The organism is Pseudomonas abietaniphila (assembly GCF_900100795.1).
Lineage (GTDB): Bacteria > Pseudomonadota > Gammaproteobacteria > Pseudomonadales > Pseudomonadaceae > Aquipseudomonas > Aquipseudomonas abietaniphila.
In genome coordinates this window covers 196,737-208,448 of the sequence record NZ_FNCO01000008.1, presented here as the reverse complement: position 1 = coordinate 208,448, position 11,712 = coordinate 196,737, and the positions used below count along the sequence as shown (strand labels likewise).

Below are 11,712 nucleotides of genomic sequence, written 5' to 3'. Positions count from 1 at the left end.
AAGACACGACGTAAACTGATTTTCGGCATGTGGACGCGTTACATAGTTACCGCATCAGAGGCGAATGCCCCTTGAGCGTGGACGTAAACGCACGGTGTCAGCGCCCTGTCTGAAACGCCTTCAAGCCCTTTTGCGCCTGCGCACGGATGGCGTTCTGCACGAGCGGCGTCCAGCCCAGCAGCGCCCCTTTGGCACCAAGCGCCTGACGCGACCAGCGCCACAGATCGAAATGGTCGTGGTGCTCGCAGATTTTGCCGTCGCGAAAGACGAAGCGTGCCTGGATGTCGTTGATCACCGTACGCCCGGTCTGGCTGAACAGGTAAGTCGCGACCCAATGTGCGCCGCCGGAGCGCTCGTCAGCGCGGACCTGGTCGAAACGAACCGAGAAATCCCGCGCCTTCGACGTCAGCATGCGCCACATGTCGCCTGCCTCACGACCGCGTAATTCCCCGAACACCGGGTCGCTGAACAGCACATCCTCGGTGTAGCAGGCCGCCATCGCCTCGGCATCCAGGCGGTTGAAGGCATCGTAGAACCGGTAGATCAGGTCGGTGTTGGATTGACTCTGATTGAGGTCGCTCATGCGTGGGGCATCCATGGGAAGAGATGACTGCACGATAAGCGCCAATCGCCTCTTTTGCCATGGACATTCGTGGCCCGAATAACCGCCTCAGATTTTCTCGCTGGTGACGTCTACGTACAGCGCGCGCCCGGCGCCCATGCCCGCCAGGATCGCGGCGACGCCGATGATGCCGAAAATCCAGCCCACGGCGCTCCAGTTGCCGGTCCAGTCATGCACCACACCGACGGCGAACGGGCCCAGCGAGGCCAGCGTATAACCCACGCCTTGCGCCATGCTCGACAGGTTGGCAGCGACGTGAGAATCACGGGAGCGCAGCACGATCAGGGTCAGCGCCAGACTGAACGTGCCGCCCTGCCCCAGCCCAAGAACCACGCCCCAGACCCACAACTGATTCAGTGGCGCATACAGGCAGCCGTACAAGCCCGCCAGGGTCAGCAGCATCACCAGCAGAATCGCCAGTCGCTGATCCTTGCCCCGCGTCGCCAGCCATGGGGCGGTCAGCGAGCTGAGCAACTGAACCATGATCGAGCCTGATAACAGCAACCCGGCTTCGGTCGGGGTCAGCCCGCGACCGATGAGAATCGACGGCAACCAGCCAAACACGATGTAGGCCAGCGACGATTGCAGGCCCATATACAGCGTCACTTGCCGCGCCAGACGGTCGCGGAACAGACCGCGCACGCGATAGGCCGCTTGATGCTGACCATGGCGCTGGCGCGTCTGCGGCCACCAGAAGAGTGCCGCGAGCACGGCCGGCACGATCCAGAATCCCAGCCCGAGGGTCCAGCTGCCTCCAAAATAGTGGCTCAGCGGCACAGTCGAACCGGCGGCCACTGCGGCCCCCAGACACAACGCCATCGTGTACACGCCGGTCATGGTCCCCGCTTGTTTGGCGAAGTCGCGCTTGACGATACCCGGCAGCAACACACCAATGATGCCAATGCTCGCGCCAGACAAAATGCTGCCGGCGAACAGGCCGACCTCGCCGAATGAACTGCGCAGGAGAATCCCGCAGGTCAGGGTCAGCAGAATGCCCAGGACGACGCGCTCACTGCCAAACCGCCGCGCCAGAATCGGCGCCAGCGGCGCGAACAACCCCAGGCACAGCACGGGCAGCGTCGTGAGCAGACCGGCCTTGGCCGCCGACAGCCCCAGGCTGTTTGACACCTCACTCAACAAGGGCGCCATGCTCGACAACGCCGGACGCAGGTTCAGCGCCACCAACACCAGCCCGAACAACAGAAACCACGGACGTTTCAACACGGGATGAGACTGCTGGACGTGGTCGTCATCGGCCTCCGCGTCGATCAGCAGTTCTTCGATTTCATGATGTTTGCGGGAAGGGGATAGCGTGTCGCTCGCCAAAGGCGCCTTGGTCGTCATGGGATTCTCGTGGGGGCAGGATGTGTAACAGCGCATTGCGCAAAGACGTAATCCTGTTGGAGTTCGGCAAAGAACACAAGTTTTGCGAAGATTGCGTACAGTTTTCCTCGGCCTGCTTTCATGCACTCAACCTGCGTCGAGCTTTAGACCTGCGGGAGCTTGGGCTGGGCGGCATTCCGATGAATGAGGTGGGTCAGCGGCATCCATGATGAACGACACACCGCGTTCGCCACCGTCGTAACCTCCGGCAGCTCCTACAGGTGACGCGTCGTTGCTGGCGAGGTGGCAGGCGCAAAAACATGGACACAGGGTCAGGTTTCCAGACGACCATCACGCACGTTCCTTGTAGGAGACGTCGGAGGTTACGACGGCAGCGAATGCGGTGGGTCAGTCGCCGCAGATTTAACTGTCACACCGCATTCGCCACCGTCGTAACCTCCAGCAGCTCCCACAGGTCTTGCCGCAGCTATGAGCTCTGGGTCTGCCTTGTCCTAAGGTCTCGAGGTAGCAACAGGTTCTGGGGCTGCCCGGCCCACAGGTCTCGAGGTAGCAACAAGCTCTGGGTCTACCCGGTACCTGTGGGAGACGTCGGAGGTTACGACGGCAGCGAATGCGGTGGGTCAGTCGCCTCAGATTTAACTGTCCCACCGCATTCGCCACTGTCGTAACCTCCAGCAGCTCCCACAGGTCTTGCCGCAGCCATGAGCTCTGGGTCTGCCCTGTCCAAAGGTCTCGAGGTAGCAACAGGTTCTGGGGCTGCACGGCCCACAGGTCTCGAGGTAGCAACAAGCTCTGTGGTCTACCCGGTACCTGTGGGAGACGTCGGAGGTTACGACGGCAGCGAATGCGGTGGGTCAGTCGCCGCAGATGTCGCTGTCCCACCGCATTCGCCACTGTCGTAACCTCCAGCAGCTCCCACAGGTCTTGCCGCAGCCATGAGCTCTGGGTCTGCCTTGTCCAAAGGTCTCGAGGTTGCAACAGGTTCTGGGTCTGCACGGCCCACAGGGCTCGAGGTAGCAACAAGCTCTGTGGTCTACCCGGTACCTGTGGGAGACGTCGGAGGTTACGACGGCAGCGAATGCGGTGGGTCAGTCGCCGCAGATGTCACTGTCACACCACGTTCGCCACCGTCGTAACCTCCGGCAGCTCCCACAGAGACTGCGTGGAAGCCTGTGTCCGAATCCGGATCCGTGTCGAGCGGCGACTGCTGTAATGGATCTCCAGCAGGATCGCCTTCATGGCTTCGGTCACCTGTAGGAGCGCGCCCCAAAACAAAAAACCCGGACACAAGGTCCGGGTTCTGAGGGTGTTACCGCTGCTGACTCAGTGCAGGATCTGGCTGAGGAACAGTTTGGTGCGGTCGCTTTGCGGGTTGTCGAAGAAGTCGTTCGGGGCAGCTTGTTCGACGATTTCGCCTTTGTCCATGAAGATCACGCGATTGGCCACGGTGCGGGCGAAGCCCATTTCGTGGGTCACGCAGAGCATGGTCATGCCTTCTTCAGCCAGACCGACCATGGTGTCCAGAACCTCTTTCACCATTTCCGGATCGAGTGCTGACGTAGGCTCGTCGAACAGCATGATTTTCGGCTTCATGCACAGGGCACGGGCGATGGCCACACGCTGTTGCTGACCACCGGACAGCTGACCCGGGTACTTGTGCGCCTGCTCCGGAATGCGTACGCGCTCCAGGTAGTGCATGGCGATTTCTTCCGCCTTTTTCTTCGGCATCTTGCGCACCCACATCGGCGCCAGCGTGCAGTTCTGCAAGATGGTCAGGTGCGGGAACAGGTTGAAGTGCTGGAACACCATGCCGACTTCGCGGCGGATGGTTTCGATCTGCTTCAGGTCAGACGTCAGCTCGGTGCCATCGACGATAATGCGACCTTGCTGGTGCTCTTCCAGACGGTTCAGGCAGCGAATGGTGGTCGACTTGCCCGAGCCCGACGGGCCGCACAATACGATACGTTCGCCCTGACGCACGTTCAGGTTGATGTCTTTCAATACATGGAACTGGCCGTACCACTTGTGTACGCCTTCCATCCGGATCATGCCTTCGGCGCCCAGAGGCTTGCTGATAGCTTCACTCATCACATAACTCCTAACGCTTGTGGCCTGTGTCCAACTTACGCTCCAAATGCATGGAGTAGCGGGACATACCGAAACAGAAGATCCAGAACACCAGGGCCGCGAATACGTAGCCCTCGGTCGCCATGCCGAGCCAGTTCGGGTCGGCGGCAGCTTGCTTGACGCTGTTAAGCAGGTCGAACAGGCCGATGATGATCACAAGGCTGGTGTCCTTGAACAACGCGATCACCGTGTTGACCAGACCGGGAATGACCAGCTTCAGGGCTTGAGGCAGAATCACCAGCCCCATCCGGCGCCAGTAACCCAGGCCCATCGCAGCGGCGGCTTCGTACTGACCTTTGGGAATCGCTTGCATGCCGCCACGCACCACTTCGGCCACATAGGCCGACTGGAACATGATCACACCGATCAAGGCACGCAGCAGTTTGTCGAAGTTCATGCCTTCTGGCAGAAACAGCGGCAGCATCACCGACGACATGAACAGCACGGTGATCAGCGGAACGCCACGCCAGAACTCGATGAAGGTCACGCACAGCACGCGGATGGCTGGCATTTCCGAGCGACGACCCAACGCCAGCACCACGCCCAATGGCAAAGCACCTGCGATACCAACGGTGGCGATGACCAGGGTCAGCATCAGGCCGCCCCATTGACTGGTCGCCACGTTGACCATGCCGAAGATGCCGCCATGCAGCAGGAAGTAGGCAACGATCGGGTAAATGACCAGGAACGACAGACCGTAGATGGCCTTGCGCGGCATCATCTTGATGAACAGCGGTGCGGCACCGATGATCGCCAGCCAGACGGTCAGGTCGACCCTCCAGCGCAGTGCCTGCGGGTAGTACCCGTACATGAACTGGCCGAAGCGCTGTTCGATGAACACCCAGCAGGCGCCAGCCTTGGTGCAGTCGGCGCGTGTAGTGCCGATCCAGTTGGCGTCGAAAATTGACCAGCTCAGCAAGGGGGGAACGATCAGCCAGATCAGGTAAATCGCGAACAGGGTCAACAGGGAGTTGATCCAGCTCGAGAACAGGTTCTGGCGCATCCATGCCACCGGGCCGAAGACTTTGCTCGGCGGCGGCATGTCGGGTTTGAAAGTATGGGATGTCATGCGCGTTTCCTCACCGCTCGATCAGCGCAATGCGCTTGTTGTACCAGTTCATCAGCAGGGAAATGCTGATACTGATCGCCAGGTACACGCTCATGGTGATGGCAATGACTTCGATGGCCTGGCCGGTCTGGTTGAGAACGGTGCCGGCAAACAGCGAAACCATTTCCGGATAACCGATACCCGCCGCCAGCGAGGAGTTCTTCGCCAGGTTCAGGTATTGGCTGGTCAATGGCGGGATGATCACCCGCAGCGCTTGCGGGATGATGACCTTGCGCAGCGTAGGACCTGGGCGCAGGCCCAGCGAACGTGCGGCTTCGGTCTGGCCGTGGCTGACCGACTTGATGCCCGAACGCACGATTTCGGCGATGAACGCCGCCGTATAAACCGTCAGGGCCAGGGTCAACGCCAGCAGCTCGGGGATCAATACCCAGCCGCCGACAAAGTTGAAGCCCTTGAGCTCAGGGATCTCCCAATGCACCGGCGCACCGAAGATCAGCGAACACAGCGCAGGGATGACGATGAACAGGGCCAGGCCCGCCCAGAATTTATGAAACGGAACGCCTGTCGCCTCGAAACGTTTATTTGCCCATTTGGCCATCAATACGATGGCGACGATTGCCAGAATCACACTGATCACGAACGGCCATGCAGCGTCGGTCGCGATCGCTCCGGGCATGTTCAGGCCACGACTGCTGACGAAGAACGAACCGAAGAAGCTGTGAGCGGCGCGAGGGCCCGGTAGCGTCAGGAACACCGCGAAGTACCAGAACAGGATCTGCAGCAGAGGCGGAATGTTGCGGAAGACTTCGACGTAGACCGTCGCCAGTTTATTGATGATCCAGTTGTTGGACAGACGCGCCACACCGACGATGAAGCCGAGCAGGGTCGCGAGAATCACGCCGATGAAGGTCACCAGCAGCGTGTTGAGCAAACCGATGAGGAAAACCCTCGCGTAACTATCCGATTCCGTAAACGGGATCAGGTGTTGCGCGATGCCGAAGCCGGCGCTGTTTTCGAGGAAACCGAAACCTGAGTTGATACCCCGGTGTTGCAGGTTGGTTTGGGTGTTATCGAACAGATACCAACCCATCGCGGCTACTGCGATAACCGTGATTATCTGAAATAGCCACGCACGCACTTTGGGATCGCTGAGGGATAGCCTCTGCTTTGGTGCGCTGATTTGATTTTGCATGGAGTGCCCCGGAAGAAATGCAACGAAGCACCCGGCCACGATTCACGTAGCCGGGTGCAGGTCAATCAACGCACAGGTGGCGCGTATTGAATGCCGCCGTTGGTCCAAAGGGCGTTCATGCCACGGTCAATAGCCAGAGGCGTGCTTTTGCCCAGGTTTTTCTCGAAGATCTCGCCGTAGTTACCTACTTGCTTGACGATCTGAACGACCCAGTCCTTCTTCAGTTTCAGCTGCGGGCCGTAGTCGCCGTCAGCACCCAGCAGACGGGCTACGTCAGGGTTTTTGGTGGATTTGGCTTCGGCTTCAACGTTCTTGGACGTGATGCCTGCTTCTTCAGTGTTCAACAGGGCGAAACCGACCCAGCGAACCAGGGTGGTCCACTCTTCGTCACCGCGAGCGACGACTGGGCCCAGTGGTTCTTTGGAGATGGTTTCAGGCAGAACGACGTAGTCGGCAGGTTTAGCCAGCTTCGAGCGCTGTGCATACAGCTGCGATTTGTCGGAGGTCAGCACGTCGCAACGACCGGATTCCAGCGACTTGGCGCTTTCATCGGAGGTGTCGAAGGTGATCGGGGTGTATTTCAGGTTGTTGGCGCGGAAGTAGTCGGAAACGTTCAGCTCGGTTGTGGTACCGGCTTGAATACAGATGGTCGCACCGTCCAGTTCCTTGGCACTCTTCACGCCCAGCTTGCTGTTGGCCAGGAAGCCGACGCCGTCGTAGTAAGTCACGAAGCCTGGGAACATCAGACCCATGCTCGCATCGCGAGAGCTGGTCCAGGTGGTGTTACGCGACAGGATGTCGATTTCGCCCGATTGCAGCGCGGTGAAACGCTCTTTGGCGTTCAACTGGCTGAACTTGACCTTGGTTGCATCACCGAAAACAGCGGCAGCAACAGCGCGGCAGAAGTCGGCGTCGATCCCCTTGATGGTGCCGCTTGCGTCTGGGACCGAGAAACCCGGCAGACCGTCGCTCACACCGCACTGGATAAAGCCTTTTTTCTGGATCGCATCCAGTTTAGCGCCCGCTTGAGCGAAACCAGTGATACCGAGTGCTGCTGCGGCGGCCACTACAGCCAGGGTGGATTTCAACATCTTCATTCAAACCTCCAGTTTGCTCTTTGTTGTGTAGGAGCTTTAGCCCCGTCGCACCCTTGTGAGGCATTAATGACCCGTGTTGGCTTGTTTTTGGGTCATGCGACGTAAGACCCGAACCCGAAACCGGTATCTTGCGTTTCGTCCACCGCGCCTGCGGATTCGATTTGGTCAAGCGGACTGAAGCCCCATGATGTCCTTGAACCCCGAGGTTCAAAGCGAATCGTGCCTGGAATCCCGATCAATGGACTCCGTGCTGCCCCGACGTAACAATAGGCTGAATGATTAATGGCCCATTAGTGTTACCGCCTGAGGTGAGCGCCTTCACTCCGGGGGATGTGTAGCAAAGCCCGTACCACCATGCTGGCAAAGTCGAATTAGCGACAGGTCAAGATCAAAACTTGTAACCTTGCGACATCTTCTTTCATATCTGAATCCGGCCATGCACCGCGTTAAAGCGCCGCGCCAGAGCCATCGCACACAAATGGAGCACACATGAGCGAACCCCTGATCATCGAGCCGGAAAAAACCGCCGATGCCTGCGTCATCTGGCTGCATGGCCTGGGTGCCGACCGCTACGACTTCATGCCCGTTGCAGAGGCGCTGCAAGAGACATTGCTAACCACGCGCTTCGTCTTGCCGCAGGCGCCCACCCGCGCTGTCACGGTCAACGGCGGCTATGAAATGCCAAGCTGGTATGACATCAAGGCCATGAGCCCGGCGCGCGCGATTGATCGCGACCAGCTGGAGGGCTCGGCGCAGCGCGTCCTGACCCTGATCGAAGCGCAACGAGACAGCGGCATCGACCCCGCGCGCATCTTCCTCGCCGGCTTCTCTCAAGGTGGCGCCGTCGTTCTGCACACCGCCTTCATGCGCTGGGAAGGCCCATTGGGCGGGGTTCTGGCGCTCTCGACCTATGCGCCAACGTTCAGCGATGAAATGGTCCTTTCGGCCAGCCAGCAGCGTATTCCGGTGTATTGCTTGCATGGCATCTACGATGAAGTCGTTCAAAACGCCATGGGCCGAACCGCTTACGAGCAGTTGAAAGCCAAAGACGTCACCGCGACATGGCAGGAATACCCAATGGGCCACGAAGTGTTACCGCAGGAAATTTCTGACATAGGTGTCTGGCTCGGGGATCGGCTGCGTTAAAACGCCATTTGTTCCTTTCATTTGTCGTGCGGATTTGGTATGGCACTACGCCGCGCCGGGTTCTTGCTTTACACTGCCCGGCGTACATTCCTTAATCAATCGACGAGATGACCGTGCTCAAAGCACTTAAAAAAATGTTCGGTAAAAGCGAGGCTGAGCAGCTCGCACCCGCTGCTCCCCTCCCCGTATCCAAAAGCCCGACCGAAGGCGCGTACCGGGAAACAGCCTCCCCTGTCGCGCCTGCTGCGCCAGCAGAGGTTTCGAGTCAACCCGCCGCTCCACGTCCCAAGGCCGAACGCCCACGTCGTGAGCGCGCGCCCAAACCTGTCGTCGCGCCATGGAAAGTCGAAGACTTCGTGGTCGAGCCGCAGGAAGGTAAAACCCGCTTTCATGATTTCCCGCTCGCCCCTGAGCTGATGCACGCCATTCAGGATCTGGGCTTCCCTTATTGCACGCCGATTCAAGCCGGTGTCCTGGGCTACACGCTCAAGGGCAAGGATGCGATCGGTCGCGCGCAGACCGGTACGGGCAAGACGGCCGCGTTCCTGATCTCGATCATCACGCAACTGACCCAGACCCCGCCGCCGAAAGAACGCTACATGGGCGAACCCCGTGCGCTGATCATCGCGCCGACCCGCGAGCTCGTGGTGCAGATCGCCAAGGACGCTGCGGCACTGACCAAGTACACCGACCTCAACGTGATGACGTTCGTCGGCGGCATGGACTTCGACAAACAGCTCAAGCAACTCGAAGCCCGTCATTGCGACATCCTCGTGGCAACCCCAGGCCGTCTGCTGGACTTCAACCAGCGCGGTGAAGTGCATCTGGACATGGTCGAAGTCATGGTGCTGGACGAAGCGGACCGCATGCTCGACATGGGCTTCATCCCTCAGGTGCGCTCGATCATCCGCCAGACCCCGCACAAAGGTGAGCGCCAGACGCTGCTGTTCTCCGCGACGTTCACCGAAGACGTCATGAACCTGGCCAAGCAATGGACCACTGACCCGGCGATCGTCGAAATCGAATCGCTGAACGTCGCCAGCGACACCGTCGAACAACATGTTTATGCCGTCGCTGCGGCGGACAAATACAAGCTGCTGTTCAACCTGATCAATGACAACGGTTGGGAACGCGTGATGGTCTTCGCCAACCGCAAGGACGAAGTGCGTCGCATCGAAGAGCGCCTGGTGCGCGATGGCGTCAACGCCGCTCAGTTGTCGGGCGACGTTCCGCAACACAAGCGCATCAAGACCCTGGAAGGTTTCCGCGAAGGCAAGATTCGCGTGCTGGTGGCCACCGACGTGGCAGGTCGCGGGATTCACATCGACGGCATCAGCCACGTGATCAACTTCACGCTGCCGGAAGTGCCAGACGACTACGTCCACCGTATTGGCCGTACGGGTCGTGCGGGCGCCGACGGCGTTTCCATCAGTTTCGCCGGTGAAGACGATTCGTATCAGCTGCCTTCAATCGAAGAGAAGCTGGGCCGCAAGATCAGCTGCGAAATGCCGCCGACCGAGTTGCTGCGGGCGGTGGTGCGCAAGCCACGGGTTGAGCCTGCGGCAGACTCTGAATAACGTCTTTGCCCTTGTAGGAGCGCGCTTGCCCGCGATGAGATCGTGCCAGCGATATTTATGTGGCTGACACACAGCCATCGCGGGCAAGCGTGCTCCTACAAAAATCGAGCTAAAGCTCGGCTTTTTTCCAGCGATCCGCAGCGGCGTGATCGCTGTCACGCCCTTCAACCCAGCGCGGCCCTTCTGAGGTGTTTTCTTTCTTCCAGAACGGCGCGCGGGTTTTCAAATAATCCATGACGAAATCGCAGGCTTCGAACGCGGCCTGTCGATGGGCGCTGGCGACGCCGACGAACACAATCGGCTCACCCGGCTCCAATTCCCCGACGCGGTGCAGCACCTCTATCTTGAGCAGCGGCCAGCGCTGCTGGGCCTCTTCGGCGATCTTGCCCAACGCCTTTTCGGTCATGCCCGGATAGTGTTCCAGAAACATCCCCGCCACGTCCCGGCCGTCGTTGAAATCCCGCACGTACCCGACAAAACTCACCACCGCACCCACGCCCACGTTGGCGTCGTGCATCGCGTTGACTTCAGCGCCAGGATCGAACGCCGTGGTCTGCACCCGAATCGCCATCTTCAACCTCCGGTCACAGTCGGGAAGAAGGCCACTTCATCGCCCGCTTCGACGGGTTCATTCAGCGAGCACAACGCCTGATTGCGGGCGCACATGATGTTCTGCTCAGCCAGCACGTCCCAAACCCCACCGCGCGCGAGCAAATGGTCACGGATCGCCCCGACCGTGGCGAAGCCGCCCTCAAGATCCTCGCTTTCAGTTCCCAGCGTCTCGCGGAAACGGGCAAAGAACTGAACCTGAACGTGAATAGTCATGGCGCCTCCCCTTTTTCATCGGCCACGAAGTGCCCGCTTTTGCCGCCCAGCTTTTCCAACAAACGCACGTGCTCGATGACCATGGCGCGATCAACAGCCTTGCACATGTCGTAGATCGTCAGCGCCGCAACGCTGGCGGCGGTCAGCGCTTCCATTTCCACACCGGTCTGCCCCGAGAGCTTGCAGCGGGCCACGATGTGGACGGTGTCGGCCCCTTCGGCATTGAGCTCGACCTTGACGCTGGTCAGCATCAACGGGTGACACAAGGGAATCAGGTCGCTGGTTTTCTTCGCGGCCTGAATCCCGGCGATACGCGCCACAGCAAACACATCCCCTTTAGGATGGCCACCGGCGACGATCATTTGCAGGGTTTCGGGCAGCATGCGCACGCGGGCTTCGGCCACGGCTTCACGGGACGTCACCGCTTTTTCAGTGACGTCGACCATATTGGCGCGACCTTGGGAATCGAGATGAGTAAGCACGGAGTGACTCCTGAACAGGAGTCGCGATTGTAAACCCTGAGACGCAGAAACTGTAGGAGCGTGGCTTGTCCCGCGATTGCGGTGGGTCAGCCAACGATGATGCAGATGATCTAACGCAATCGCGGGACAAGCCACGCTCTTACAAGGGATCTCTATCCAGGTGCTCAAAGAGGAGTTTGGCCCGTGAAATAAAGGGGCGCCGAAACGTCGGCGCCCGCTGATTCAAGCAAC

The 11,712-nt window shown here is 59.6% G+C and carries 12 protein-coding genes; 2 read left to right on the top strand and 10 right to left on the bottom strand.

The features are described 5' to 3' along the window. Positions 1-97: 97 nt before the first annotated feature. The 7 genes from BLS87_RS17125 to BLS87_RS17095 all read right to left on the bottom strand — a co-directional run bounded on the left by BLS87_RS17125 (position 98) and on the right by BLS87_RS17095 (position 7,451). The gene (locus BLS87_RS17125; RefSeq protein WP_074753756.1) at positions 98-583 is read right to left on the bottom strand and encodes a nuclear transport factor 2 family protein; all 486 of its coding nucleotides are present in this window, start codon (positions 581-583) and stop codon (positions 98-100) included. Between the two features lie 87 nt (positions 584-670). Further along, positions 671-1,966, bottom strand: a complete 1,296-nt coding sequence (locus tag BLS87_RS17120) for a CynX/NimT family MFS transporter (RefSeq protein WP_074753754.1) — start codon at positions 1,964-1,966, stop codon at positions 671-673. A gap of 1,110 nt (positions 1,967-3,076) precedes the next feature. Next, positions 3,077-3,205: a hypothetical protein gene (locus BLS87_RS34945; RefSeq protein WP_279616216.1), complete on the bottom strand. Its 129-nt coding sequence runs from the start codon at positions 3,203-3,205 to the stop codon at positions 3,077-3,079. Positions 3,206-3,289: 84 nt separating this feature from the next. Continuing rightward, on the bottom strand, positions 3,290-4,054 hold the full coding sequence (locus tag BLS87_RS17110) for an amino acid ABC transporter ATP-binding protein (RefSeq protein WP_062386562.1): 765 nt from the start codon (positions 4,052-4,054) through the stop codon (positions 3,290-3,292). Between the two features lie 10 nt (positions 4,055-4,064). Then, on the bottom strand, positions 4,065-5,162 hold the full coding sequence (locus BLS87_RS17105) for an amino acid ABC transporter permease (protein ID WP_074753751.1): 1,098 nt from the start codon (positions 5,160-5,162) through the stop codon (positions 4,065-4,067). 10 nt (positions 5,163-5,172) lie between these two features. After that, positions 5,173-6,354 (bottom strand): amino acid ABC transporter permease, encoded by a 1,182-nt coding sequence (locus tag BLS87_RS17100; RefSeq protein WP_074753749.1) that lies wholly within the window; start codon positions 6,352-6,354, stop codon positions 5,173-5,175. Positions 6,355-6,419: 65 nt separating this feature from the next. Further along, positions 6,420-7,451, bottom strand: coding sequence for an amino acid ABC transporter substrate-binding protein (locus BLS87_RS17095; RefSeq protein ID WP_074753747.1), 1,032 nt, complete (start codon positions 7,449-7,451; stop codon positions 6,420-6,422). 489 nt (positions 7,452-7,940) lie between these two features. Between BLS87_RS17095 and BLS87_RS17090 the strand changes: the two genes are divergently transcribed. Beyond that, positions 7,941-8,597 (top strand): alpha/beta hydrolase, encoded by a 657-nt coding sequence (locus BLS87_RS17090; RefSeq protein ID WP_074753745.1) that lies wholly within the window; start codon positions 7,941-7,943, stop codon positions 8,595-8,597. 107 nt (positions 8,598-8,704) lie between these two features. Further along, positions 8,705-10,174 carry an ATP-dependent RNA helicase RhlB gene (gene rhlB, locus BLS87_RS17085; RefSeq protein WP_074753743.1) on the top strand — a complete coding sequence of 490 codons (1,470 nt, stop codon included), beginning with the start codon at positions 8,705-8,707 and terminating at the stop codon, positions 10,172-10,174. Positions 10,175-10,283: 109 nt separating this feature from the next. Here rhlB and moaE read toward each other — a convergent pair whose 3' ends face one another. The 3 genes from moaE to moaC are packed head-to-tail and all read right to left on the bottom strand — an operon-like array spanning position 10,284 to position 11,481. Continuing rightward, complete coding sequence (gene moaE, locus BLS87_RS17080; protein WP_074753741.1) at positions 10,284-10,745, bottom strand: molybdopterin synthase catalytic subunit MoaE; 462 nt, start codon at positions 10,743-10,745, stop codon at positions 10,284-10,286. A 2-nt stretch (positions 10,746-10,747) separates the two neighbouring features. Beyond that, complete coding sequence (locus BLS87_RS17075; protein ID WP_074753739.1) at positions 10,748-10,999, bottom strand: MoaD/ThiS family protein; 252 nt, start codon at positions 10,997-10,999, stop codon at positions 10,748-10,750. Beyond that, entirely contained in the window at positions 10,996-11,481 is a 486-nt protein-coding gene (gene moaC / locus BLS87_RS17070) for a cyclic pyranopterin monophosphate synthase MoaC (protein ID WP_074753737.1), read from the bottom strand. Before moaC ends, BLS87_RS17075 begins: the two co-directional genes overlap by 4 nt. Between the last annotated feature and the right edge of the window lie 231 nt (positions 11,482-11,712).

Coding starts and splice junctions, on each gene's coding strand:
- BLS87_RS17090 (WP_074753745.1), top strand. CDS start 7,941: ATGAGCGAACCCCTGATCATCGAGCCGGAAAAAACCGCCGATGCCTGC.
- BLS87_RS17075 (WP_074753739.1), bottom strand. CDS start 10,999: ATGACTATTCACGTTCAGGTTCAGTTCTTTGCCCGTTTCCGCGAGACG.
- BLS87_RS34945 (WP_279616216.1), bottom strand. CDS start 3,205: ATGAAGGCGATCCTGCTGGAGATCCATTACAGCAGTCGCCGCTCGACA.
- BLS87_RS17120 (WP_074753754.1), bottom strand. CDS start 1,966: ATGACGACCAAGGCGCCTTTGGCGAGCGACACGCTATCCCCTTCCCGC.
- moaE (WP_074753741.1), bottom strand. CDS start 10,745: ATGGCGATTCGGGTGCAGACCACGGCGTTCGATCCTGGCGCTGAAGTC.
- BLS87_RS17095 (WP_074753747.1), bottom strand. CDS start 7,451: ATGAAGATGTTGAAATCCACCCTGGCTGTAGTGGCCGCCGCAGCAGCA.
- BLS87_RS17125 (WP_074753756.1), bottom strand. CDS start 583: ATGAGCGACCTCAATCAGAGTCAATCCAACACCGACCTGATCTACCGG.
- BLS87_RS17100 (WP_074753749.1), bottom strand. CDS start 6,354: ATGCAAAATCAAATCAGCGCACCAAAGCAGAGGCTATCCCTCAGCGAT.
- BLS87_RS17110 (WP_062386562.1), bottom strand. CDS start 4,054: ATGAGTGAAGCTATCAGCAAGCCTCTGGGCGCCGAAGGCATGATCCGG.
- BLS87_RS17105 (WP_074753751.1), bottom strand. CDS start 5,162: ATGACATCCCATACTTTCAAACCCGACATGCCGCCGCCGAGCAAAGTC.
- rhlB (WP_074753743.1), top strand. CDS start 8,705: ATGACCGTGCTCAAAGCACTTAAAAAAATGTTCGGTAAAAGCGAGGCT.